The sequence below is a fragment of the Mesorhizobium sp. BR1-1-6 genome (genome assembly GCF_020165355.1).
Classification (GTDB): Bacteria; Pseudomonadota; Alphaproteobacteria; order Rhizobiales; family Rhizobiaceae; genus Mesorhizobium.
This window is the reverse complement of sequence record NZ_JAIUHZ010000001.1, coordinates 608,956-632,201: the sequence shown is the minus strand read 5'-3', so window position 1 is coordinate 632,201 and position 23,246 is coordinate 608,956. Positions and strand designations below refer to the sequence as shown.

Below are 23,246 nucleotides of genomic sequence, written 5' to 3'. Positions count from 1 at the left end.
GGCGCCGCCCAACATCGACAAGAAATTTCGCCGACATATCTTCATCTTGGTGCGCGGCAGGCTGTATCGGCCGGCTTGGCCGGCCCGATGCCCGGAGGCTTGCCCGGTGAATTCGCACTGGCGGCGCGGATATGCAAATATCGGTGCCGGGCGACATGGAGGACGAAGGTCATGGCCGATGCTGGGATGTTGCGCTTCCATGTTCCGGAGCCCGAGGTGCGGCCGGGCGGCACGCCTGATTTCTCCAACGTGACCATCGCCGCCGCCGGCTCGGTGCCGCGCCCCGAAATCGACGTCGATCCACGCGCCATCCGCGACATGGCATTCTCGATCATCCGGGTGCTGAACCGCGCCGGCGAGGCGGTGGGGCCGTGGGCGGGGCTGCTCTCCGACGAGGAACTGCTCGAAGGCCTGCGCCACATGATGACGCTGAGGACCTTCGATGCGCGCATGCAGATGGCGCAGCGGCAGGGCAAGACCTCCTTCTACATGCAGCATCTGGGCGAAGAGGCGGTGAGCTGCGCCTTCCGCAAGGCGCTCGCCCCCGGCGACATGAATTTCCCGACCTATCGGCAGGCCGGGCTGCTCATCGCCGACGGCTACCCGATGGTCACGATGATGAACCAGATCTATTCCAACGAGGCCGACCCGCTGAAGGGCCGGCAATTGCCCATCATGTATTCGTCGAAGGAGCACGGCTTCTTCTCGATCTCGGGCAATCTGGCGACGCAGTATATCCAGGCGGTCGGCTGGGCTATGGCCTCGGCGATCTCGAACGACTCAAGGATCGCCGCGGCCTGGATCGGCGACGGCTCGACCGCGGAATCCGACTTCCATTCGGCGCTGGTGTTCGCCTCCACCTACAAGGCGCCCGTGGTGCTCAATGTCGTCAACAACCAGTGGGCAATCTCGACGTTTCAAGGCATAGCGCGCGGCGGCGCGGGCACTTTCGCCGCGCGCGGGCTGGGTTTCGGCATCCCGGCGCTGCGCGTCGACGGCAACGACTATCTCGCCGTCCATGCGGTGGCGAAATGGGCGGCCGAGCGCGCGCGCAGCAACCTGGGGCCGACGCTGGTCGAATATGTCACCTACCGCGCCGGCGCCCATTCGAGCTCGGACGATCCCTCGGCCTACCGGCCGAAAACCGAATCCGATGCCTGGCCGCTCGGCGACCCGGTGGTGCGGCTGAAGAACCATCTCATCCGGCTCGGCGTCTGGTCGGAGGAGCGGCACAAGCAGGCCGAAGCGGAAATCCTCGATACGGTGATCGCGGCGCAGAAGGAGGCCGAAAGCCACGGCACGCTGCACGCCGGCGGCAAGCCGTCGACGCGCGACATGTTCGAGGGGCTCTATGCCGAGATGCCGCCGCATCTCAGGCGCCAGCGCCAGCAGGCGGGGGTCTGAGCCATGCCGAGGCGGACCATGATCGAGGCCATTCGCGACGCCATGGACGTGTCGATGGAGCGCGACGAGAAAGTGGTGGTGTTCGGCGAGGATGTCGGCTTTTTCGGCGGCGTGTTCCGCTGCACGCAAGGCCTGCAGGCGAAATACGGCAAGAGCCGCTGCTTCGACGCACCGATCAATGAATCCGGCATTGTCGGCTCGGCCATCGGCATGGCCGCCTATGGTCTGAAGCCGTGCGTGGAGATCCAGTTTGCCGACTACATGTACCCGGCCTACGACCAGCTGACCCAGGAAGCCGCGAGGCTGCGCTACCGCTCGAACGGCGACTTCACCTGCCCGATCGTGGTGCGCATGCCGACCGGCGGCGGCATATTCGGCGGCCAGACGCACAGCCAAAGCCCGGAAGCGTTGTTCACCCATGTGTCGGGGCTGAAGACCGTCGTGCCCTCGAACCCGCATGACGCCAAGGGACTGCTGATCGCGGCGATCGAAGATCCCGACCCGGTCATCTTCCTTGAGCCGAAGCGGCTCTACAACGGTCCGTTCGACGGCCATCACGACCGTCCGGTGACGCCGTGGTCGAAGCACGAACTGGGCGAGGTCGCCGACGGCCACTACACCGTGCCGCTCGGCAAGGCCGCGATCCGCCGGGCCGGCTCCGCCGTCACGGTGCTCGCCTACGGCACCATGGTCTATGTCGCGCAGGCGGCGGCTGAGGAGACCGGCATCGATGCCGAGATCATCGATCTCAGGACGCTGTTGCCGCTCGACCTCGACACCATCGTGGCGTCGGTGAAGAAGACCGGACGCTGCGTCGTGGTGCACGAGGCGACGCTGACCTCCGGCTTCGGAGCGGAGCTGGTCGCGCTTGTGCAGGAAAACTGCTTCTACCATCTGGAGGCGCCGGTGGCCCGCGTCGCCGGCTGGGACACGCCCTATCCGCATGCACAGGAATGGGACTATTTCCCCGATCCGGCCCGCGTCGGCCGGGCGCTTACGGAAACATTGGAAGCCTAGAACGGGGAGGCCCGACATGGGCGAACACATCATCAAGCTGCCCGATGTCGGCGAGGGCGTCGCCGAGGCGGAACTCGTCGAATGGCATGTCAAGGTCGGCGACATTGTGCGCGAGGACATGATGCTTGCCGCCGTGATGACCGACAAGGCCACGGTCGAAATCCCTTCCCCCGTCGATGGCGAGATCCTGTGGCTGGGTGCCGAGATCGGCGACACCGTGGCGATCGGCTCGCCCATCGTGCGGCTGAAGGTGGCCGGCGAGGGCAATGTCGTTGGCGGTGCGATGCCGGCGGAAGTGACGGCTGAAAGTACCTCCGATGATACGGGGGCTCGCCCGGTGTCGAGCCTGAATCCGTCATCACCCAATCTGGCGCCGTCGTCCTCGGGTTTGTCCCGAGGATCCGCCGTCCCACACGGATATGATGCGACCAGTTCCGGAAGGTCGGTAGATCGTCGGGACAAGCCCGAGGATGACGGCGCCAGGTCGAAGGTCAACAGCGCGCCGCGTGCGCAAGGTGAAAGGCCGCTGGCCTCGCCGGCCGTGCGGCTGCGTGCGAAGGAAGCGGGCATCGACCTCAGGCAGGTCCAGGGAAGCGGCCCGGCCGGCCGCATCGGCCATGAGGACATCGAGGCGTTCCTGGCGCGCGGGCCGCACATGGCAAAGGCATCCGGCCTCGCCCGCAACGATGCCGTCGAGGACATCAAGGTGGTGGGCCTGCGGCGCAAGATCGCCGAGAAGATGACGCTGGCGACGTCGCGCATCCCGCACATCACCTATGTCGAGGAGGTCGACGTTACCGCGCTCGAGGATCTGCGCGCCGCGCTCAACAAGGAGAAGCGGGCGGCCAAGGGGGTAGAAAGGCCAAAGCTGACGCTGCTGCCGTTCCTGATGCGCGCGATGGTCAGGGCGATCGCGGACCAGCCCAACCTCAATGCGCTGTTCGACGACGAGGCCGGCATCATCCACCAGCATGGCGGCATTCATATCGGCATCGCCGCGCAGACGCCGTCGGGACTGGTCGTGCCCGTCGTCAAGCACGCCGAGGCGCTGGACATCTGGGAATGCGGCGCGGAGGTCGCCAGGCTGGCCGAGGCGGCCAAGTCGGGAACCGCGACGCGCGACGAGCTCTCCGGTTCGACCATAACCATCACCTCGCTCGGCGCCATGGGCGGCGTGGCGACGACGCCGGTCATCAACCACCCGGAAGTGGCGATCCTCGGCGTCAACAAGATGATGGTGCGGCCGGTATGGGACGGCACCCAGTTCATCCCGCGCAAGATGATGAACCTGTCGTCGAGCTTCGACCATCGCGTCATCGACGGCTGGGACGCGGCGGTGTTCATCCAGCGCATCAAGACGCTCCTGGAAACGCCGGCGCTGATTTTCGTGGATTGAGGGCGGATCATTCGAGATGATGGCGGGAGAGCGCCCCCCTCTGCCTTGCCAGGCATCTCCCGCACAAGGGGGGAGATCAGATGTCACGCCGGCTTTCGCCAATCACCAGCGCTGCGGGATTGAGCGAGGCGCCGAAGCCTCCAATCTCCCCCCTCGTGGGGGAGATGTCCGGCAGGACAGAGGGGGGCGCGAAGAATCTCGACGGAGCGTTTCCTCGGATCGAAGGGTCACGTCATGAAAGAAATCTCCTGCAAGCTGCTGGTCATCGGCGCCGGGCCGGGCGGCTATGTCTGCGCTATTCGTGCCGGGCAGCTCGGCGTCGATACCGTCATCGTCGAGGCCGGCAAGCCGGGCGGCACCTGTCTCAATGTCGGCTGCATTCCCTCCAAGGCGCTGATCCATGCAGCGGAGGAGTTCGAGAAGGTCGCGCAGATGGCGGGCGGCAACAGCCCGCTCGGCATTTCGTTGGCCGCTCCGGCGCTGGATCTGGGCAAGACGGTCGCCTGGAAGGACGGCATCGTTAGTCGGCTTAACAGCGGTGTCGCCGGCCTGCTCAAGAAGGCCGGGGTGAAGACCGTGCAGGGCTGGGCGACGTTTCGAGACGGCAAGACCGTCGCGGTCGAGACCGAGACGGGAAGCCAGGTGATCCGCGCCGAAGCGGTGGTGATCGCCACCGGCTCGGCGCCGGTCGAATTGCCGTTCCTGCCGTTCGGCGGGCCGGTGATCTCGTCGACGGAAGCGCTGGCGCTGAAGGAGGTGCCGCAGCGGCTGGCGGTGGTCGGCGGCGGCTATATCGGCCTGGAGCTCGGCACTGTCTTCGCCAAGATGGGCGCGGCGGTGACCGTGGTCGAGGCCTTGCCGCGCGTGCTGGCGCAGTATGACGCCGAACTGACGCGGCCGGTGGTCAAGCGGCTGGCGGCGCTCGGCATCGAAATGATGCCAGGCGCCAAGGCCAAGGGCCTGTCGACGAAGGGCGACGCGCTGCTGGTCGAGACCCCGGACGGCAAGGATGCGAGGATCGCCGCCGACAAGATCCTGGTCACGGTCGGCCGCAAGCCGGTGACGGAAGGGTGGGGGCTCGACCAGATCGACCTCGACATGGCGGGGCGATTCATCCGCATCGACGAGCAGTGCCGCACCTCGATGCGCGGCATTTTTGCCATTGGCGACGTCACCGGCGAGCCGATGCTGGCGCACCGCGCGATGGCGCAAGGCGAGATGGTCGCCGAAATCGTCGCCGGCCATAAGCGCGGCTGGGACAAGCGGGCTATCCCCGCTGTCTGCTTCACCGATCCGGAGCTGGTCACCGTCGGCCTGTCGCCCGAAGAGGCCAAGGCGCTCGGCGGCGAAATCAAGGTCGGGATGTTTCCCTTCGCCGCCAATGGCCGCGCGATGACCAGGCTTGGCGAGGACGGCTTTGTCCGCGTCGTCGCCCGCGCGGACAATCATCTGGTGCTGGGCATCCAGGCGGTCGGCCAAAGCGTGTCGGAACTGTCGACGGCCTTCGGCCTGGCGCTCGAAATGGGCGCGCGGCTGGAGGACATCGCCGGCACCATCCACGCCCACCCGACGCAGGGCGAAGGCTTCCAGGAAGCGGCCCTGAAGGCGCTGGGACACGCGCTGCATATTTAGAGCGCGACAGCAAAAACTGGTGATGTTGGCGGGGCACTGCCCCCCTCTGCCCTACCGGGCATCTCCCCCTCAAGGGGGGAGATCGGCCGTCACCTCTGCCTTCGCCAATTTCCCAACGTAGCCAAGTGAGCGGGGCGCCGAAACTGTCAATCTCCCCCCTTGAGGGGGAGATGTCCGGCAGGACAGAGGGGGGTGCTAGCCCGCCACCGGTGCGCAATTCCGGACTGAAAACCGTTTCCCGGAATTGCTCTAATTCGCCGCGCTCATCGCCTTGTCGAGCGCTGCCTTCACGTCCGCCGGCCAGGTCTTCACCGGGGGCTTGGCGTCCGGCTGGCCGTTGTCGCCGCGGCGGGCGAAATAGAGCTTGTGCTGGCCCGGATCGACCGCCATGAAGCCGTCATTGCCGCCGCAATCATGCGGCACGCAGCCGCTGGCGTAGAAGGCGCCGGACGCGGTCTTTTCTGTGCCGCCGCCGACCAGCAGGCTGGTCGCCATGTCGGGCATGTCCTTGCCGAGCAGCGCCTCGGCCGCCTTGTAGACGGCCTCATTGTGGAAGGCGTCGATGATGTTGTCGTATTTCGACGGATCGATGTCCTTCCAGTCGGTGCCGGGTTCGGGCATGTAGGTCAGATTGCCGGAGATCGTCAGCCCCGATGTCGGCGACCACTGCAATGCCGGTTTCGAATCGCCGGGCAGGAGATAGGGCACGAAACAGATGGCGCTGTCGGAGACGGCCGTAGGCGGCGCGCCGCACTCGTCCTGCTCGACGGTGGTGCTCTGGATCTCCGCGCCTTCCGGTTTCCAGACGATCACCGTCGCCGGCCCGCACTGATTGCCGCCGTCGCCGACGTCGAACAGCGCCACCTTGACGCCGCCGACCTCGACGATCTTGTCGAAGAAGACGTCATAATTGCTGGCCAGTTGCTTGCCGTCATAGGCAAGCACCTTCTCGCCATACTGTTCCTGCTGGGTGATGGTGAACTGGCCGCCCTCGAACGGCACCGGCGCCTGTTTGTCGTCGTCGGAAACGTCGGCGGCTCCCTGATCCGTGGCCGGCGTCTCGCTTGCCGCCGGTGGCTGCGCCTCTGGCGTCTCGGCCTGCGCATGCGCGCCGGCCAGCGCCGCCACGGTCATGGCCAGGGCGCAGGCGCTGGCAAGAAGCGGGCGTGTCATGACTGTTCCTCCTTCAGCCGCCGCAAGACCGGCCAGCGACGGCCGGGCCGATATCGTCAGCCGCGCCGTTCAGGCCCAGGGGCGCAGCTCGGCGTTCTTCTTCTCGAACGAAGCGATGGCGCCGGCCTTCTCCATCGTCAGGCCGATATCGTCGAGGCCGTTCAGCAGGCAATGACGCTTGAAGTCATCGAGGTCGAACTTGACCACGCCGCCGTCGGGCCCGCGGATCTCCTTGGCCTCGAGGTCGATCGACAAAGTGGCGTTGGAGCCGCGCGAAGCGTCGTCCATCAGCTTGTCGAGATCCTCGGGGCTGACGGTGATGGGCAGCACGCCGTTCTTGAAGCAGTTGTTGTAGAAGATGTCGGCGAAGGAGGTCGAGATGACGCAGCGTATGCCGAAATCGAGCAGCGCCCACGGCGCGTGCTCGCGCGAGGAGCCGCAGCCGAAATTGTCGCCGGCGACGAGGATCTGCGCCTTGCGGTAGGCCGGCTTGTTGAGCACGAAATCCGGATTCTCCGAACCGTCGTCCTTGTAGCGCATCTCGGCGAACAGGCCGCTGCCGAGCCCGGTGCGCTTGATCGTCTTGAGATAATCCTTGGGGATGATCATGTCGGTGTCGACATTGACGATCGGCATTGGCGCGGCGACGCCTGTGAGCTTGGTGAATTTTTCCATGGTCTTTGCCCGTCTTCCTGGCATTGCGGGGGATCGCTGGCGCCCGGTTTACACAAAGCCGGCGACAAATAAAAGGCAGGTGTTCGCGCGTCGGCACGGGTGCCGCACAAACGGCTTCGAATTCGCGGCCCGATGGTGCAGTCTGGCTGTGATGGCTGAAAAAATCCTCTATGCCGGCGAACCCGCGCTCGACGTCGCCGAATTCCGCCGCGTGCTGGTGGACTCCGGCCTTGGCGAGATCCGTCCCGTCGATGATGCCGACAGGCTGCGGGCGATGCTGTCGGGCGCCAATCTGGTGCTCACCGCGCGGCTGGATACCGAAGGCAAGCCGCTGGTCGGCGTCATCAGGGCCATGACGGACTTCTCCTGGGTCTGCTACATCTCCGATCTCGCCGTTTCCGGATCGGCGCAGGGGCTCGGCATCGGCAAGGGACTGATGGACGAGGCGCGGCGGCAGCTCGGCCCGTCCGTCGCCATCAGCCTGGTTTCCGTGCCCGACGCCGCCGGCTTCTACGAACGCATCGGCATGATGCGCATGGCCGACGCCTTCTGGTTCTCCCGCACGCGCTGACATTTTTTCTCCTGTGGCCGGATCCAGCAGCCGTTGGCATGACATGTTGTGCTTGACATGCAACCAAATGGTTGCATATTAGAGCCATGAGCATGGACGCCGTCTTTCGCGCTTTGGCCGACCCGACCCGCCGGCAATTGCTGGACAGCCTTCATGACAGGAACGGGCAGACGCTGAACGGGCTGTGCGCTGAGATGGATATGACCCGCCAGGCGGTGACCAAGCACCTGGCGATCCTCGAGGAGGCGAACCTTGTCACCACAATCCGCAAGGGGCGCGAGAAGGAGCACTACCTCAACCCGGTTCCGATCAACGAGATCGCCGAGCGCTGGATCGGCAAATTCGAGCGGGGGCGGCTCTCCGCCCTCGGCGATCTGAAGAGACGCCTCGAAAAGGAAGACTGATGAGCAACGCCTTCGTTTATGTGACCTACATCCGCACCACGCCCGACAAGCTTTGGCAGGCGCTGACCGAACCGGAATTCCACGAGCAATATTTTCTCGGCGCCCGCATGCAGAGCGACTGGAGAAAGGGCTCCGCGTGGAAGATGGTCTATGCCGACGGCCGGGTGACCGACAGCGGCGAGATCCTCGAGATCGATCCGCCAAGGCGCCTGGTGATCAAATGGCGCAACGAGTTCATGCCGGACGTGAAGGCCGATGGCTACACCACCTGCACCTTCGTCATCGAGCAGGAGGGCGACATGGTGAAGCTTGCCGTCACCCATGCGGCCGACGGCCCGCACAAGCTGCTGGAGCATGTCGGCAAGGGCTGGCCGCTCGTCCTGTCGAGCCTGAAAAGCCTGCTCGAAACCGGGCAGGGCCTGTCTCGGCCGGCGTCGAAAGGCTGAAAATCATCGGTTCCGAGCCGAAACAATCATCCGGAGGCATCCATGATGCATGTTCCAGTGCCAACTTCAGCCGTGCAGAGCATGACCAATGGCGAGACCGTTATGGCCCAGGCCGAGATCGACGCGCCGGCAGAGCGCGTCTTCCGCGCGCTGATCTCCGACGAGGTCGAACAATGGTGGGGGTCCGCCGACACCTACCGGATGGTGAAATGGTCGGCAGACCTTCGCGCCGGCGGCCGATGGGCCGTCACGGTCCGTGAAGCCGACGGCAGGGAGCTGCCGGCCAACGGGGAATTCCTCGATATCGAGGTGCCGCGGCGGATCGTGCAGACAAGGCTCTATGCCTGGGATCACCCGACGCTTGGCCGCCGGCAAACGACGGTCGCCTGGCTGCTGGAACCAACCGCCGCGGGCACGCGCCTCACCATCTGCCATGGCGGCTTCGCCGGGCTGGCCGAAGCGGCGGCCGAACATGCCGAGGGCTGGGGACGCGTGCTGGGCTGGCTACAGGCGTATTTGGGTGCGGGAAGCCGAGTGGCGGCTTAGCCGACTGGTGGCGGTGCAGACCCTTTTGATGTCAGCGTCAAAGAGGGACCTTGACTCGGCTCAAATCACATTCAACTCGCGGAACGCCCGCCCTTCGGCAACGCGTTCGTAGCCAAAGGGGGAGCAATCGATCGTGCGGTAGCCACCATGGACGATCAGCTCGGCCAGCGCCTTGCCCACGGCGGGCGCCTGCTGCAGGCCGTGGCCGGAAAAGCCGTTGGCGAAGAGGAAATTGCCGACTTCGGGATGCGGGCCGATCACCGCGTTCTGGTCGAGCGTGTTGTAGTCGTAATGACCGGCCCAGGCGCGCGTCGGCTTGATCGCCTCGAAGGCCGGGATGCGGGTCGCCAGCACCGGCCAGATCACCTCTTCGAACAGCGGCCAGTCGACGTCGAAATCGGCGGGATCGGCCGGGCCGTCGCCCTCCTCCGGCTCGGCGCCGCCGGTGAGATAGACCGAGCCTTCCGGCCTGACATAGATGCCGGACGGGTCGACCAGCAGCGGCATGTCGGCATATTTCTCGCGCGCCTCGAAGACGAAGACGTTGCGCTTGCGCGGCTCGACCGGCAGCGCCAGCCCGGCGAGTGCGGCGACCTTGCCCGCATTCGGCCCTGCGGCATTGACAAGGATGCCGGCCTCGAGCCGTTCGCCATTGTCGAGGCTGACGCCGGTAACGCGGTCACCCTGCCGCTCGATGCCGGTGACCGAAGCATTGATGAAGTCGATCTTCTTCTCACGCAACGCCTTGCGGAACAGCATCAGCATCGCATGCGCGTCGAACCAGCCCTCGCCGCTGCGGCCATAGGCGCCGGCGGTGATGCCCTCAGCCGACAGCCATGGAAAACGGCGCACGAGCTGTTCGGCATCCTCCAGTAAAATGTCGGCCCCTTCGGCAAGCTGTGCCTCGTGGTTGGCCCTGAGGATCGGCAGCCCGGCCTCGCCGGCGAGAATGAGATAGCCGCCCTCGCGAAAACCGATGTCGGCGTCGGCGCCGAATTCTTCCTTCAGCCGGCGGAACAGTTTCAGCGTGAATTGCGACAGGCGGATATTTTCCGGAATGGAGAATTGCTGACGGATCGAGGCCATGGATAGCGTTGTCGCCGCGTGGGAAAATTGCGGGTCGCGCTCGACCAGCGCGATCCTGCCGGAAAAGCCCTCCTCGCGCAGATAATAGGCGATCGAGGAGCCGACGATGGCTCCGCCGATGATGACGATGTCGTAGCGCACTTTTTTCTCCGATCCGCTGCCGGCGTCCTTACGCGACCGGCAAGACAATCTCGAAGCGCGTGCCGCGCTCGGAGTCAACCAGCCTGATCGTGCCATCCTGCGCTTTCAGGAGGGCCAGCACGATGCCGAGCCCCATGCCGGTGCCCCCGGTAGAGCACCGCGCGATGCCGCCTGCTCCCTTGCCTCAACCCGCGGCAGGCGGCATAGATCTGGCATGACGACCGATCTCTACCGCCCGCGCCGCTCGGTGCTCTATGTCCCGGCCTCGAACGACAAGGCGCTGGCCAAGATGGCGCAGCTTGCCTGCGACACCGTCATCATCGATCTGGAGGATGCCGTCGCCCCGGCCGACAAGGCCGCGGCGCGCGAAAGGCTGGCCGGCATCTTCAGCAATCGTCCTGATACCAACCATAGTGGCCGGCGCTGCGAGATGGTGGTGCGCATCAATGCGCTCTCGAGCGAATGGGGCGGCGCCGACCTGCTGGCGGCAGCGAAGGCGGAGCCGGACGGCATCCTGCTGGCCAAGGTCGACACGCCCCGCGACGTGCTCGAGGCGGGTGACGTGCTCGACGACAATTCCGCCCCCGACAGCGTGAAACTATGGGCGATGATCGAGACGCCGAAGGCCGTGCTCAATGTCGGCGCCATCGCCGAACTTGGCCGCGATCCTGCCTCGCGGCTTGATTGTTTCGTTGCCGGAACGAATGACCTGACCAAGGACACCGGCATTATGGCGACGTCGGACCGGCGTTATCTCCTGCCGTGGCTGATGCAGATGGTGCTGGCGGCGCGTGCCGGCGATCTCGATATCGTCGACGGCGTCTTCAACGATTTTCGCGCGCTCGATGCTTTCAGCCGCGAATGCACGGAAGCGGCCGCCATGGGCTTCGACGGCAAGACGCTCATCCATCCCGCCCAGATCGAGGCGGCGAACCGCGCCTTTGCGCCGTCGGCGGAGGCGGTGGCCAAGGCCCGCGCGGTGAAGCAGGCCTTTGCGCTTCCGGAAAATGCCGGCAAGAACGTGATTGCGCTGGAGGGAAGGATGGTCGAACGGCTGCACCTTGCGCAGGCCGAAAAACTTCTGGCGAAGGCGGCGGCCGTCGGCGCATGATGTGCCGTGTTGGATTGCCGATCGCGGGCGATGGACTGACGACAGGAATTGAATGATGAAACTCTACCGCTTTCTCACCGCTCCGGACGACGCCAGCTTCTGTCACAAGGTGACGGCGGCGCTGAACAAGGGCTGGCACCTGTTCGGCTCCCCCACCTACGCCTACGACAAGAAGACCAAGACCATGCGCTGCGGCCAGGCCGTGGTGAAGGATGTCGACGGCCAGGAATACGGGCCGGACACCAAGCTCAGCGAGTGGTAGCCCCTCGCATCCACAGCCACGCCGCCAGCCAGGCGATCGATGCCGCAAGCATCGCCAAGCCCAGGTCAAGAGCCAGCTCCGGAACGAACGCACGAAGCGCGATCGGCACCGCGCCAATGAGATAGAGAGCGAGAGGAATGCGCGGCACGCCTCTTGCAACGGCGAGAGAGATTACAAACGCGAGCGTTCCAACCAGAAAAAGAACCGAACTGGCGACCAGAGCCAGACCGAGCGGTCCGGCTCGCAGCTCGACGATGGTTGTGAGCGGAAGCTTCGAAAATACCAGATTGATCACTGCTTCCACGCCTACCAAACTTGCCAACGCAACGAAGTTGATGACAAACGCGATAGTGCCGAACAGCCCCGCGCGCCGGCCAAACGCAAGAAACAGGCCCACGACGAGGCCAAGCGCCAATATCTCGGCGACTGGTGCGAGAAGTTGCGTCAGATCGGTGGTCGCGATGAGCGAGCTGCGTTTAGCCGCGTTGACCAGAAGAATAAGCGCGCTTCCCATCCCGGCAACGGCGGCAAGCCGATAAAGCGTGAGGCTGGGCACAGTCGCGCTCGACTGAACAATCGCGAAATTCTCCTGCTGAAATTCTTCGGCTGGACTCTGATGCGAAATGACCGATTGCGAGCGGGGTGGGGCTGTTCTGGCGAGCATGTTCGTCTCCTCAGCTGGGAGTTCGGGAGCCGCGAAGACCGTAGGCCTGTTCCGATCCCATCAGTAATCACTGCTTACATCCTCTGGCCGGAATTGTAAACGGCGATTACATAAATCGCGGAATCATGCTACAGAGGCGGGGAGCTGCTCCACGGAACGAAGGGAAAGAGATGGCAAAAGCCAAGGCGCCTCATCGCACTGGTTACCACCATGGCAATTTGCGGGAGGTCCTGATCGATGCCGCGGTTCAACTGGTCGAGGAAGGCGGCCCCGACAATGTGAGCGTGCGCGAAGCCGCAAAACGTGCCGGCGTTTCCCCTGGCGCGCCATTCCGTCACTTCAGCAACAAGACCGCGTTGATGACGGCTGTCGCGGAGCAGGCAATGAGCCGATTCCGCTCGGAGATCACGAATGCGGTCGAGAAGGTTGCGACGGACGATCCGATCGAACGCTTTGCCGCTGTTGGAATCGCCTATTTGCGCTGGGCAATTCGAAACCCCACCCACTTCCAGATCATCTCGACACGCAATCTTATTGATTGGGATGCTTCAGAGTCGCTGCGTCACGATAACGAAGCGGTGCGTTCGCTGATGGAAGCGTCAATGGCAGAAGCACAGCGACGAAACATGCTCCGGTCGGACGACATGGCAGAGACCCAGATAGCCGCGAGGGCGCTCGTCTACGGGCTCGCACGCATGTACATTGATGGACATTTTGCGCAATGGGCAGTGGCAGGACATACCGGGGAGCAGACTGTGCAGAACGTATTAAAACATTTCGTCACACTCATTGTGAAATGACGGCCTGACGTGGAACCGGTCACTCGGCTGCCTCTTCGATCTTCTCCATATCGTCGTCCGAGAGGCCGAAATGGTGGCCGATCTCGTGGATCAGCACATGGGTGACGATGTCGCCCAAAGTCTCCTCGTTCTCGGCCCAGTAATCGAGGATGGCGCGGCGGTAGAGCGTGATGCGGTTCGGGCCTTCGCCGGTCTGCGGGTTCCAGCGCTCGGCGATGCCGCGTCCCTCGAACAGGCCGAGCAGGTCGAAGGGGGTTTCCAGTGACAGGTCGTCCATGATCTCGTCGGTCGGGAATTCGGCGATCTGGATGACGATCTCGCCGGTCAGCTTGCGAAAATCCTCGGGCAGATGGGCGTAGGCCTCCAGCGCCAGGAACTCGATCTCGTCCATCGACGGCGAAAGCTGGTCGTGCCAAATGCGGGTCTTGTAGATGCGGGCCATGCTTTGTCCTTTGATCCCGGCATATAGGCTTTTGGGCCACAATCGGCAAATGACGCGGCGGCCAACCCCAGGATTGCTTACGGCACCGGGAGCCGTTTCGCATGGCTTGAGGGGCGGTCGGCTGTCCGACCCATGTTGGCCCTCTTATCGGAGAGGAATAAATTCCCCCATGAGTCTGCTTGACTCTTCGGGTCGCCTCTGGAATCTATAAGAACATAACAGGAACAATTGTGAGTGGACACTGACCGTCATGGCGATGAGCGCCGTGGCGCGGGAGACTGTTTTTGCCCTGCGCCGCCAGATCGCGAAGATCGAGGGAACGCTGCCCGAGCGCCTGCAGGCGCCGGCCGGCGCGGTTTCCGACGCCGGCATGGCCGCCGCGGACCGCACCGTGGTCCGGCGCGGCATCGCCGTAGCCAGGCCGGATGCTTTCCTGCGCACCGGCATCGGCCGGCTCGATGCCGCCCTCGGTGGCGATTGGGGCGGCGATTTGGGCGGCGGCCTGCCGAAAGCGGCCTTGAGCGAAATCCATGGCGTCGAGACCCGCGATGCCGGAGCGGTCGCCGGCTTCGCCCTGTCGCTCGCCAGCCTGATCCTCAAGCCCAGCCTGATCCTCAAGCAAGGGCCGCGATTGCCGGTGCTGTGGATCGGCACCCAGGAGGTTTTTCGCGAGGCGGGCTTTCCCTATGCCCGGGGCCTTCACGCCGCCTTCGGCATCGAGCCGGAGCAATTGCTGTTTTCCGAGGCGCCAAGGCTCGCCGATGCGCTGTGGGTCGCCGAGGAGGCGGCCCGCATGACGGCGCTCGCCGCCGTCATCCTTGAAGTCCGCGGCAATCCGCAGCGGCTGGACCTGACCGCGACGCGCCGGCTGCACGCCCGCGCGCAGAGCGCCGGCCGGCCGGTCTTCCTGCTGCGGCAGGCGGCCGAACCCGAACCGACGGCGGCGCCCGTCCGCCTCATCGTCTCGCCGGCGCCGGCAGGGCCGCGCGACACGGTCGCCGGGCCGCTTGCCGGCTCGATCGGCCGCCCCGCCTTCACCATCAGCATCGGCAAGAGCCGCACGGCCCTGCCAGGACAATTCATATTGGAGTGGAACCCCGATGAACGCATATTCGATGAAAGACGGATTGGGGAAGAACGAGCAAAGAATCCTGTCCCTGTGGTTTCCCTATCTCGCGGCCGAACGGATCCTGCGGCAGCGCCTGGGGCGGTCCTGGCGTTCCCGGCCATCGGATCACCGGCCGCTGGTGATCAGCCATCGCGACAGCAACGCGCAGCGCATCTTAGCCCTCGACGAGCGGGCTGAGGCGCTGCATCTGAAGCCCGGCATGGGCATCGCCGATGCGCGCGCCATGCATCCGTCGATCGACATAATGGAGGCCGATGCCGAAGCCGACCGGCGCCTGCTCGAAGGCCTTGCGGACTGGTGCGACCGCTATACCCCGCTGGTGGCGCTCGACGGGACCGACGGCCTGTTCCTCGACGTCACCGGCTGCACCCATCTTTTCGGCGGCGAACGCGCCATGCTGGACGAGATCCTGTCGCGCTTCTTCCATCAGGGCTTCGACGTCCGTGCCGGCCTTGCCGCGACACCCGGCGCCGCCTGGGCGGCGGCGCGGTTCTGCGGCGACCGCATCGTTGCCGGCGGCGAGGAGGAAGCGCTCCTGGCGCCCTTGCCGCTGGCGGCGCTACGCATCGCGCCGGAAACCCGCGCCAGCCTGGAAAGTGTTGGCCTGCGCACGGCGGGCGCGGTGATGGCCGCGCCGCGCGCGCCGCTCGCCCGCCGCTTCGGTGCCTCCCTGCTCTTGCGCCTCGACCAGGCGCTCGGCCGTCTCGACGAGGCGGTGTCGCCGCGCCTGCCCGTCGCGCCGCTTTCGGTCGAACGCCATTTGGCCGAGCCCGTCACGCTGACAGAGGACATAGAACGGCTGGTGGGCATGCTGGCGACGACCCTGAAGATCGACCTCGAGCGGCGCGGCGAAGGCGCGAGAAGCCTGGCGCTGCTCTTGTTCCGCGTCGACGGCGCCGTCAGCCGCATCGCGCTCGGCACGTCGCGACCGATGCGCGAACCCCGGCTGATCCAGAAATTGTTCCATGAGCGGCTGGCCGCCCTCGAGCAGCATATCGATGCCGGCTATGGCTTCGACCTGGTGCGGCTTTCGGTGCTGGCGGCGGCGGCCTTCGACATGCCGCAGGCCGACCTGACAGGCAAAACGACCGACGACGGCGCCGATATCGCGCTGTTCGCCGACCGCATCCGCGCCCGGCTCGGCGAGGGCGCGGTTCTCAAGCCGGTCGTCGTGGAAAGCCATCTGCCCGAGCGTGCCGTCGCCACCATCCCCTTCACGGAAACCCCGCGCCGCATCACGCCGCCGAAGAAACCGGACAGGATGCAGGCGCCGATGACCATCTTCCCGCCGGAGCGGCCGATCCGGCTTTTCCGCTCGCCCGAGCCGATTGAGGTGCCGGCCACCGAAATGCCCGAGGGACCGCCGCTGAATTTCCGCTGGCGGCGTGCGCTCTACAGGGTCGCCCGCGCCGAAGGCCCTGAACGCATCGCGCCGGAATGGTGGCGTGAATTTTCGAGCGACGAAGCGGCGTCGACACGCGACTATTTCCGCATCGAGGATGCCGACGGCCGCCGCTACTGGCTCTACCGGCAAGGTCTCTATGGCGGCTCTGAAATCCCGCCGCGCTGGTTCCTGCACGGGGTCTTCGCATGAACGCGCTGACCGCCATTCCCTATGCGGAATTCGGCATCCAGTCGAATTTCTCGTTCCTGCGCGGCGCCTCCAAGCCGGAGGAGCTGGTGGTCGCGGCCAAGCTCATGGGGTTCTCCGCGATCGGGCTCGCCGACCGCAACACGGTGGCGGGCGTGGTGCGCGCCTGGCAGCAGGCCAAGGTCGAGACGCTTGCCTACCACCCCGGCAGCCGGCTGGTTTTTTGCGACGGCACGCCTGATATTCTCGCCTATCCGCGGAACCGCAAGGGCTGGGGACATCTGTGCCGCATGCTCACGCAAGCCAATCTGCGCGAGGAGAACGAAAAGGGCGCGACCCTTCTGCGGCGCGACGACCTTCTCGAATGGGGCGAACTGATGTCGCTGGCGGTCCTGCCCGCTCTGGCGACAGGCGCGCAAGACAGCCTTGCCCTGCTTCGCCAGCTCAAGGACCGTTTCGGCGGGGCCCTGCGGCTCGGTGTCTCGCCCGACTACGCGGGAAACGACCGCTTCAGGATCGAGCAGGCGGCGGCGATGGCGGAGCTGGCCGGCCTGCCCTTGATGGCGACCAACGACGTCCTCTACCACACGGCCGAACGCCGCCCGCTGCAGGACGTGCTGACCGCGATCCGTCTCAACATTCCCGTTTCGGAGGTCGGGCTGGAACTCACGGCGAATGCCGAGCGCCATCTGAAACCGCCGCTGGAGATGGCGCGCCTGTTCCGCAGGCACCCGGAGGCACTGGCCGAAACGCTGCGCTTCGCGCAGGAGCTGACTTTCTCGCTCAGCGACCTTCAGTACAATTACCCCGACGAGCCGACGCAATCAGGGCTCGGCCCGCAGGCGGAGCTGGAAAGGTTGGCGCGGGAGGGGGCGGCCAGGCGCTATCCCTCGGGCGTGCCGCAATCGGTGACGAGGCGCATCGAGGAAGAGCTCGCCCTTATTGAGCGCCTGAACTATGCCCGTTATTTCCTGACCGTCCACGACATCGTCAAATTCGCCCGCAGCCAGGATATTCTCTGCCAGGGGCGCGGTTCGGCCGCCAATTCGGTCGTCTGCTTCTGCCTCGGCATCACCGAGGTCGGGCCGGAGCGAATCGACACGCTGTTCGAACGCTTCATTTCCGAGGAGAGGAACGAACCGCCCGACATCGACGTCGATTTCGAGCATGAGAAGCGCGAGACGGTCATCCAATATATCTACGAGAAATACAGTTCCAAGCGCACCGCGCTGGCCGCCGCCGTCATCAGCTATCGCGGCCGCTCGGCGCTGCGCGAAGTGTCGAAGGCGATGGGCCTGTCCGAGGATGTCAGGGCATCGCTCTCCGGCTCGATCTGGGGCTGGTCGACCTCGGAGCTCGGCGAGAAGGAAGCCCGGGCCGGCGGCCTCGATCGCGCCGACCCCATATCGCGGCACGTGATGGAGCGTGCCAACGAGATCATGGGCTTTCCCCGTCACCTCTCCCAGCATGTCGGCGGCTTCGTCATCACCAGGGACCGGCTCGACGAGATCGTGCCCATCGTCAAGACGGCGATGGAGGAACGCAAGATGGTCGAATGGGACAAGGACGATCTCGACGCGGTCAAGATCCTCAAGGTCGACGTGCTGGCGCTCGGCATGCTGACTTGTCTCAAACGCGCCTTCACTCTGCTGACGGACCATTATCCGCAGGCGCGAGACCCTTACGGGCAGCCCTATGTCCTTGCCACCCTGCCGGAAGAGGCGAAGCCGGTCTATAAGATGATCGGTCGCGCCGACACGATCGGCGTCTTCCAGATCGAATCGCGCGCGCAGATGTCGATGCTGCCGCGTCTCAAGCCAAAAGAATTCTATGACCTTGTCATCGAGGTGGCGATCGTGCGGCCCGGCCCGATCCAGGGCGACATGGTCCACCCCTATCTGCGCCGCCGGCAAGGCAAGGAGCAGCCCGAGTATCAGAAACCGGAGCTGGAGGCGATCCTCCACAAGACGCTGGGCGTTCCTCTGTTCCAGGAACAGGCGATGAACATCGCCATCGTGGCCGGTGGCTTCAAGCCTGGCGAGGCCGACGAGTTGCGCCGCGCCATGGCCACCTTCAAGCGCACCGGCACGATCGGCAATTACCGCCGGCGCATGATCGACGGCATGGTCGGCAAGGGCTACACCCGGGATTTCGCCGAACGCTGTTTCAAGCAGATCGAGGGTTTTGGCGAATACGGCTTTCCCGAAAGCCATGCCGCCTCCTTCGCGCTGCTGGTCTATGCCTCCTGCTGGTTCAAGACCTTCTATCCCGACGTGTTCTGCGCCGCGATCCTGAATTCACAGCCCATGGGGTTTTACCAGCCGGCCCAGCTTGTTCGTGATGCACGCGATCATGGCGTCGACATCCGCGAGGTCGACGTCAATTTCTCCGTCTGGGACTGCACGCTGGAACAGGCGACTTTCGACCCGGCCCACATCCTGCCGCGCCATGCCGACATGCGCGGCGTCATCGCGACGCAGCACGCAGTGCGGCTCGGCTTCAGGCAGATCAAGGGACTTTCCAAGGAGCGCATGGACGCCTTCGTCGAGCGACGCGGTTCAGGCTACATATCCGTCCGGGATGTCTGGCTGCGCTCCGGCCTCGATGTCGCCGAGATCGAAAGACTGGCGCAGGCCGATGCCTTCCGCTCGCTCGGCCTGGACCGCCGCGCCGCACTTTGGGCGGTGCGCGCCCTCGACGGCAAGAGTGCCGCCGAAAAGCTGCCGCTTTTCGACCAGCCGGCGCTGCGGCTACGCGAGCTGGAGCCGGAGACGAAGCTGCCGAAAATGCCGCTCGGCGAGCATGTCATCCACGATTACCGCTCGCTCGGCCTGTCCTTGAAGGCGCACCCGGTCGCCTTCCTGCGCGAACGGCTCGACCGGGCCGGCGTGACGCCCAATGCCAGGCTGTGCTCGGTGCGGGACGGACGGCGCGTCTCGGTCGCCGGGCTCGTTCTGGTGCGGCAGCGCCCCGGCAAGGGCAATGCGGTCTTCCTGACGCTGGAGGATGACGAGGCCGTTGCCAACGTCATTTTCTGGCAGCGGACCTTCGACCGCTTCCGTCCCATCGTCATGGGCGCGCGCTTCGTCAAGGTCACCGGCAAATTGCAGTCGGAATCGGATGTCGTCCACATCGTCGCCGAGAAGATCGAGGATTTGACGCCCTGGCTGACGGTGTTGCTGGAGAAGGTCGACCAGGCCAGTTTGCCGGGGGCCGGTTCTCAGGGGCATGCCTCGAGGGAGGATCCGGATCGTCCCGGCCGGCCCGCGATGCGGAACCCACCGGCCGGGCAGGATTTGGCAACACTGTCGGAAGAAGCGGAAAGCGTCATGCCCAGGGGCCGCAATTTTCAGTAGACACATCAATGCCTTCGTCATCCACCGGCGGAGCAAGGAGCGAAGCGACGCGGCGCGAGGATTCATGCCGCGACGTCTCCGCACCGCAGCGGTGCGAAACTTGACGCTGGCGGGCGAGCCCCCCTCTCGCCTGCCGGACCCGGCCCTTCGCTGTCGCTTCGGGCGCTCTTCGTTCGCAAAGCCAAGCAATTGGCTTTGCGTCCACTTCATGGACCACTCCTCGCCCCCTCAAGGGGGAGATTGGCAGTTTCAACGCTCCGCCAATTCCTGCAACAATGGAGATTGGCGAAGGCGGAGGTGACATTCGATCTCCCCCCTTGAGGGGGAGATGCCCGGCAGGGCAGAGGGGGGCGCCGTAGAATGCCGACCGATAATTTTCACGTCGAGCCGGCCGGCCCGCCCAGCCGCGGCGGCAGCACGTCTTCCGCCGAGATGCTCCGTGCCTCCGAAGGCAGCATGATCGGGATGCCGTCGCGCACGGGATAGGCGAGCTTGGCGACCCGCGAGATCAGTTCGCCGCGCTCGGGATCCCAGGCCAGCGGCCCCTTGGTCAGCGGGCAAGCCAGCAGCTCCAGCATCCTGGGGTCGACATTCGCTCTCTTTCCGTCACGCCCATCCGCCGCCATCGTGTCCTCTCTCAACATCCTACTGCAGGCTCGAGCCAAAATCCTCGTTCTCGCGCGCCAGCGCCATTTCGGTGATGGCGATCAGCGTTTCGGCGCGGGTCTTGAGATCGGCCGCTTCGAGCAGCGCCTGCTTCTCGGCCGGCCCATAGGGCGCCATCATCGACAGCGCGTTGACCAGCATGGCGTTTTCGGCCCGGCTGACGCTTTCCCAGTCGGCCTCCAGGTCGTTGGCCTGAAGATAGGAGCGGAACGCCCGCAGCAGCGCCGGCCGGTCGACCTCGGCGGCCGCCTGGTCGTCGTCGAGATCGGCGAGAAAGGGGGCGATCTTGCCCTGGCGGAACGGCGTCTTGACCGTCAGCTCATGGGTGACACGGAACCGGCACACGCCCTGCAGCGAAATCAGGTAGCGGCCGTCGCCGGTCTCGGAAAGCGCTATGATGCGGCCGGCGCAGCCGACATTGCAGAGTTCCGGCTCGCCATCGTCGCGCAAGGCGCCGTCGAGGCTGGGCTGGATGACGCCGATCAGCCGGGAGCCGGCGATCGCCTCGTCGACCATCTGCAGGTAGCGCGGCTCGAAGATGTTGAGCGGCATGCGGCCGCCCGGCAGCAGAAGCGCGCCCTCGAGCGGAAAGACCGGGATGGTCGACGGCAGATCCCTGGCGAGCCGGTAGTGAGCGTTTCCCGCTTGCACCTCGTTCCTCCGATCGCTTCGCCCGGGAAGCGCCTCCATGCCGCGATCCGCCTGTCGCTGCCCGGGGTTGTTGGCTTCCCGAGGGAAAGGCGGGCCGGATTCGTCCTATCTGGCGCGGCCGGCGCCGGGTGCAAGCCCCGCGCGACCATTCGGCCGCGCCGGCTCAGGAAAACAGCAGCGACGACAATTTGCGCCGCGCGGCAAGCGTCGCCTCGTCCGTCATGCCCCAGGCCTCGAAGAAGCGCAGCAATTGTGCCTTGGCGCCGTCCTCGTTCCAGCCGCGGTCAGCCTTGATGATGGCCAGGAGATTGTCGGCGGCCGCATCGCGCTCGCCCCTGGCGTTCTGGACCATGGCCAGATCGAAGCGGGCCTGGTGGTCGCCGGGATTCTCAGCCAGCCGGCGCTCGAACTCCGCCGGGTTGCCGAGTTCGGACGCTTGCGCGGCCAAGGTCATCCTGGCGCGCAGCGCGGCCAGCGGCGGCGCATCGGCCTTGGCCTCCGGCGCCCGCGCCAGCATCGCCTCGGCGCCTTCGGTATCACCGGCCTCGAACAGCAATTCGCCTAGCCCCGCTATCGCCTCGATCGTCTCCGGCGCCTGCTCGAGCACCGCGTCATAGATGTCGGCCGCCGTCTGCACGTCGCCGGCCGCGCGCGCCTCGGCCGCCGCCGCCAGCGCCTCGGTTACATCAGCCGCACCATTGCCCTTGCCGCCGACCTTGTCGATGAACTGGGCGATCTGGCTCTCGGGGATGGCGCCCATGAAGCCGTCGACCGGCTGGCCGTCCTTGAAGGCGATGACCGCGGGAATGGACTGGATGCCGAGCTGGCCGGCGATCGAGGGATGGTCGTCGATGTTCATCTTGACCAGCTTGACCTTGCCGCCGGCGGCGCGGACCGCCTTTTCCAGTTGCGGCGTCAGCTGCTTGCACGGCCCGCACCACGGCGCCCAGAAATCCACCAGCACCGGCTGGCGGCGCGATTCCTGGATGACGTCGGCGGCAAAGGCCGCGGTGGTCGTATCCTTGATGACGTCGCCGGCGGGGGCGGCGCCGGCCGCAGGTTTCTGCGGTTCCGCGCCGCCGCCATACTGCACCGTCGTGGCATACTGGCCGCCGCTGTTGCCAAAGGAGCCGCCAAACGGATTGTTGTCACTCATGTCGTCGCCCTTTCGGTGGCGCCAGCGGATCGGCGCACTGTCCTTGGTTGGAAACCGGTTTCGCCATCCATGTGGCGATCATGCCGAGACTTTCAAGATAGCAGCATCGTGCCCGGTTGCCTCGACGAATCTGACGAGGTCGCCCGATGCGATCGACGTCGTCGCCTCATTGGTCAGCGGATGCGCGTTGATCACCGCATGCCGCATCAGCGCCTCGTCGAGCACGACCCTGACCCTGTGCTGCGTGTCGTTGATCAGGCCAAACACCGTGACTGCGCCCGGGGCGACGCCCAGAAGCTCCATCAGCATCTCCGGCTTGCCGAAGGAAACGCGGCCGGCGGCGCCGATCACATGATGGATCTGCTTCAGGTCGACGACAGCGTCCTCGCCGACCGTGACCAGGAAGAAGGCGTCCTTCTTGTCCTTCAGGAACAGGTTCTTGGTGTGGCCGCCGGCGATTTCGCCGCGCAGCGCCTGCGAATCGGCGACCGTATAGAGCGGCGGATGGCGTTTCGTCGAAACGGCGATGCCGAGTTCGGCAAGAAAGGCAAAGAGCTCGGCTTCGGTCCTGGGCATGGGGTTCTCGTCTTCGGCTGGTTTCCAGCCATGCCGTTTACGGCCAATGACATGGTCGAGACAAGACCACCGCGCGACGCGGCGCTGAATCCTTCCGGCTGCCGCCGGCGGCCTTGCCGGCCTCGTCCGGCGCATTGAAAAAAGCCTGCGATTTCCCTGTTGCAATCGCCGCGCTCTTCAGCCATATAGGCCCGGCTTGCGGCCCAAAGCCGCGCGAGCGGGTGTAGCTCAGGGGTAGAGCACAACCTTGCCAAGGTTGGGGTCGAGCGTTCGAATCGCTTCACCCGCTCCAGTTTCCTCTTGGGGAATTAAGCAATTAAGAGAAAAGCGCCGCCTAGTGCGGCGCTTCTT

At 65.3% G+C, this 23,246-nt stretch carries 23 protein-coding genes, 1 tRNA gene and 1 pseudogene; 15 read left to right on the top strand and 10 right to left on the bottom strand.

Annotated features, from left to right (window positions below; genetic code table 11):
* Positions 1-171: 171 nt before the first annotated feature.
* The 4 genes from LB545_RS03115 to lpdA all read left to right on the top strand — a co-directional run bounded on the left by LB545_RS03115 (position 172) and on the right by lpdA (position 5,449).
* Positions 172-1,404: a 3-methyl-2-oxobutanoate dehydrogenase (2-methylpropanoyl-transferring) subunit alpha gene (locus tag LB545_RS03115; protein WP_140514092.1), complete on the top strand. Its 1,233-nt coding sequence runs from the start codon at positions 172-174 to the stop codon at positions 1,402-1,404.
* A gap of 3 nt (positions 1,405-1,407) precedes the next feature.
* Positions 1,408-2,421: an alpha-ketoacid dehydrogenase subunit beta gene (locus tag LB545_RS03110; RefSeq protein ID WP_224704405.1), complete on the top strand. Its 1,014-nt coding sequence runs from the start codon at positions 1,408-1,410 to the stop codon at positions 2,419-2,421.
* 16 nt (positions 2,422-2,437) lie between these two features.
* Complete coding sequence (locus tag LB545_RS03105; protein ID WP_224704404.1) at positions 2,438-3,817, top strand: dihydrolipoamide acetyltransferase family protein; 1,380 nt, start codon at positions 2,438-2,440, stop codon at positions 3,815-3,817.
* 234 nt (positions 3,818-4,051) lie between these two features.
* Positions 4,052-5,449 carry a dihydrolipoyl dehydrogenase gene (lpdA, locus tag LB545_RS03100; RefSeq protein WP_224704402.1) on the top strand — a complete coding sequence of 466 codons (1,398 nt, stop codon included), beginning with the start codon at positions 4,052-4,054 and terminating at the stop codon, positions 5,447-5,449.
* Between the two features lie 249 nt (positions 5,450-5,698).
* On the opposite strand, the gene LB545_RS03095 is transcribed toward lpdA, so the two are convergent.
* Both LB545_RS03095 and leuD read right to left on the bottom strand, forming a co-directional pair.
* Positions 5,699-6,622 (bottom strand): hypothetical protein, encoded by a 924-nt coding sequence (locus tag LB545_RS03095; RefSeq protein ID WP_224704399.1) that lies wholly within the window; start codon positions 6,620-6,622, stop codon positions 5,699-5,701.
* Positions 6,623-6,691: 69 nt separating this feature from the next.
* Positions 6,692-7,297: a 3-isopropylmalate dehydratase small subunit gene (gene leuD / locus LB545_RS03090; RefSeq protein WP_140491959.1), complete on the bottom strand. Its 606-nt coding sequence runs from the start codon at positions 7,295-7,297 to the stop codon at positions 6,692-6,694.
* Between the two features lie 151 nt (positions 7,298-7,448).
* Here leuD and LB545_RS03085 point away from each other — a divergent pair, with 151 nt between their 5' ends.
* The 4 genes from LB545_RS03085 (at position 7,449) to LB545_RS03070 (ending at position 9,264) form a co-directional block, all read left to right on the top strand.
* Positions 7,449-7,868 carry a GNAT family N-acetyltransferase gene (locus LB545_RS03085; protein WP_140759093.1) on the top strand — a complete coding sequence of 140 codons (420 nt, stop codon included), beginning with the start codon at positions 7,449-7,451 and terminating at the stop codon, positions 7,866-7,868.
* A gap of 92 nt (positions 7,869-7,960) precedes the next feature.
* Complete coding sequence (locus LB545_RS03080; protein WP_140524680.1) at positions 7,961-8,272, top strand: ArsR/SmtB family transcription factor; 312 nt, start codon at positions 7,961-7,963, stop codon at positions 8,270-8,272.
* Complete coding sequence (locus tag LB545_RS03075; RefSeq protein WP_140628335.1) at positions 8,272-8,718, top strand: SRPBCC family protein; 447 nt, start codon at positions 8,272-8,274, stop codon at positions 8,716-8,718. The genes LB545_RS03080 and LB545_RS03075 overlap by 1 nt, the downstream gene beginning before the upstream one ends.
* 42 nt (positions 8,719-8,760) lie before the next feature.
* Positions 8,761-9,264 carry an SRPBCC domain-containing protein gene (locus LB545_RS03070; RefSeq protein WP_140628332.1) on the top strand — a complete coding sequence of 168 codons (504 nt, stop codon included), beginning with the start codon at positions 8,761-8,763 and terminating at the stop codon, positions 9,262-9,264.
* A 60-nt stretch (positions 9,265-9,324) separates the two neighbouring features.
* Here LB545_RS03070 and LB545_RS03065 read toward each other — a convergent pair whose 3' ends face one another.
* On the bottom strand, positions 9,325-10,491 hold the full coding sequence (locus LB545_RS03065) for an NAD(P)/FAD-dependent oxidoreductase (protein WP_140670559.1): 1,167 nt from the start codon (positions 10,489-10,491) through the stop codon (positions 9,325-9,327).
* A 28-nt stretch (positions 10,492-10,519) separates the two neighbouring features.
* Positions 10,520-10,651: pseudogene (locus LB545_RS03060) on the bottom strand (two-component sensor histidine kinase); the annotation flags it as partial.
* 54 nt (positions 10,652-10,705) lie between these two features.
* Here LB545_RS03060 and LB545_RS03055 point away from each other — a divergent pair.
* Together LB545_RS03055 and LB545_RS03050 are read left to right on the top strand one after the other, a co-directional pair.
* The gene (locus LB545_RS03055; protein ID WP_140625341.1) at positions 10,706-11,602 is read left to right on the top strand and encodes an HpcH/HpaI aldolase/citrate lyase family protein; all 897 of its coding nucleotides are present in this window, start codon (positions 10,706-10,708) and stop codon (positions 11,600-11,602) included.
* A 55-nt stretch (positions 11,603-11,657) separates the two neighbouring features.
* Positions 11,658-11,864: a DUF1737 domain-containing protein gene (locus tag LB545_RS03050; RefSeq protein ID WP_140559183.1), complete on the top strand. Its 207-nt coding sequence runs from the start codon at positions 11,658-11,660 to the stop codon at positions 11,862-11,864.
* On the opposite strand, the gene LB545_RS03045 is transcribed toward LB545_RS03050, so the two are convergent.
* Positions 11,851-12,528: a hypothetical protein gene (locus LB545_RS03045; RefSeq protein ID WP_210239496.1), complete on the bottom strand. Its 678-nt coding sequence runs from the start codon at positions 12,526-12,528 to the stop codon at positions 11,851-11,853. The genes LB545_RS03050 and LB545_RS03045 overlap by 14 nt on opposite strands.
* Positions 12,529-12,698: 170 nt before the next feature.
* Here LB545_RS03045 and LB545_RS03040 point away from each other — a divergent pair, with 170 nt between their 5' ends.
* Entirely contained in the window at positions 12,699-13,328 is a 630-nt protein-coding gene (locus tag LB545_RS03040; RefSeq protein ID WP_140514082.1) for a TetR/AcrR family transcriptional regulator, read from the top strand.
* A 19-nt stretch (positions 13,329-13,347) separates the two neighbouring features.
* On the opposite strand, the gene LB545_RS03035 is transcribed toward LB545_RS03040, so the two are convergent.
* The gene (locus tag LB545_RS03035) at positions 13,348-13,770 is read right to left on the bottom strand and encodes a metallopeptidase family protein (RefSeq protein ID WP_140491980.1); all 423 of its coding nucleotides are present in this window, start codon (positions 13,768-13,770) and stop codon (positions 13,348-13,350) included.
* A gap of 250 nt (positions 13,771-14,020) precedes the next feature.
* On the opposite strand from LB545_RS03035, the gene LB545_RS03030 reads away from it, so the two are divergent.
* The 3 genes from LB545_RS03030 to LB545_RS03020 are packed head-to-tail and all read left to right on the top strand — an operon-like array spanning position 14,021 to position 19,846.
* Entirely contained in the window at positions 14,021-15,076 is a 1,056-nt protein-coding gene (locus tag LB545_RS03030) for an ImuA family protein (protein WP_140514081.1), read from the top strand.
* On the top strand, positions 15,018-16,493 hold the full coding sequence (locus tag LB545_RS03025) for a DUF6504 family protein (RefSeq protein ID WP_140491985.1): 1,476 nt from the start codon (positions 15,018-15,020) through the stop codon (positions 16,491-16,493). Before LB545_RS03030 ends, LB545_RS03025 begins: the two co-directional genes overlap by 59 nt.
* On the top strand, positions 16,490-19,846 hold the full coding sequence (locus tag LB545_RS03020) for an error-prone DNA polymerase (protein WP_140559184.1): 3,357 nt from the start codon (positions 16,490-16,492) through the stop codon (positions 19,844-19,846). Before LB545_RS03025 ends, LB545_RS03020 begins: the two co-directional genes overlap by 4 nt.
* A 377-nt stretch (positions 19,847-20,223) precedes the next feature.
* Here the strand turns inward: LB545_RS03020 and LB545_RS03015 are convergent, their stop codons facing one another.
* From LB545_RS03015 to LB545_RS03000, 4 genes are all read right to left on the bottom strand, one after another.
* On the bottom strand, positions 20,224-20,472 hold the full coding sequence (locus tag LB545_RS03015) for a Trm112 family protein (protein ID WP_140514079.1): 249 nt from the start codon (positions 20,470-20,472) through the stop codon (positions 20,224-20,226).
* Positions 20,473-20,491: 19 nt separating this feature from the next.
* Positions 20,492-21,163, bottom strand: coding sequence for an LON peptidase substrate-binding domain-containing protein (locus tag LB545_RS03010; protein WP_140514078.1), 672 nt, complete (start codon positions 21,161-21,163; stop codon positions 20,492-20,494).
* A gap of 163 nt (positions 21,164-21,326) precedes the next feature.
* The gene (gene trxA, locus LB545_RS03005) at positions 21,327-22,319 is read right to left on the bottom strand and encodes a thioredoxin (RefSeq protein WP_140559185.1); all 993 of its coding nucleotides are present in this window, start codon (positions 22,317-22,319) and stop codon (positions 21,327-21,329) included.
* 78 nt (positions 22,320-22,397) lie between these two features.
* Positions 22,398-22,895 carry a prolyl-tRNA synthetase associated domain-containing protein gene (locus tag LB545_RS03000; protein ID WP_140524511.1) on the bottom strand — a complete coding sequence of 166 codons (498 nt, stop codon included), beginning with the start codon at positions 22,893-22,895 and terminating at the stop codon, positions 22,398-22,400.
* Between the two features lie 217 nt (positions 22,896-23,112).
* Here LB545_RS03000 and LB545_RS02995 point away from each other — a divergent pair.
* A tRNA-Gly gene (locus LB545_RS02995) sits at positions 23,113-23,187 on the top strand.
* Positions 23,188-23,246: the final 59 nt, after the last annotated feature.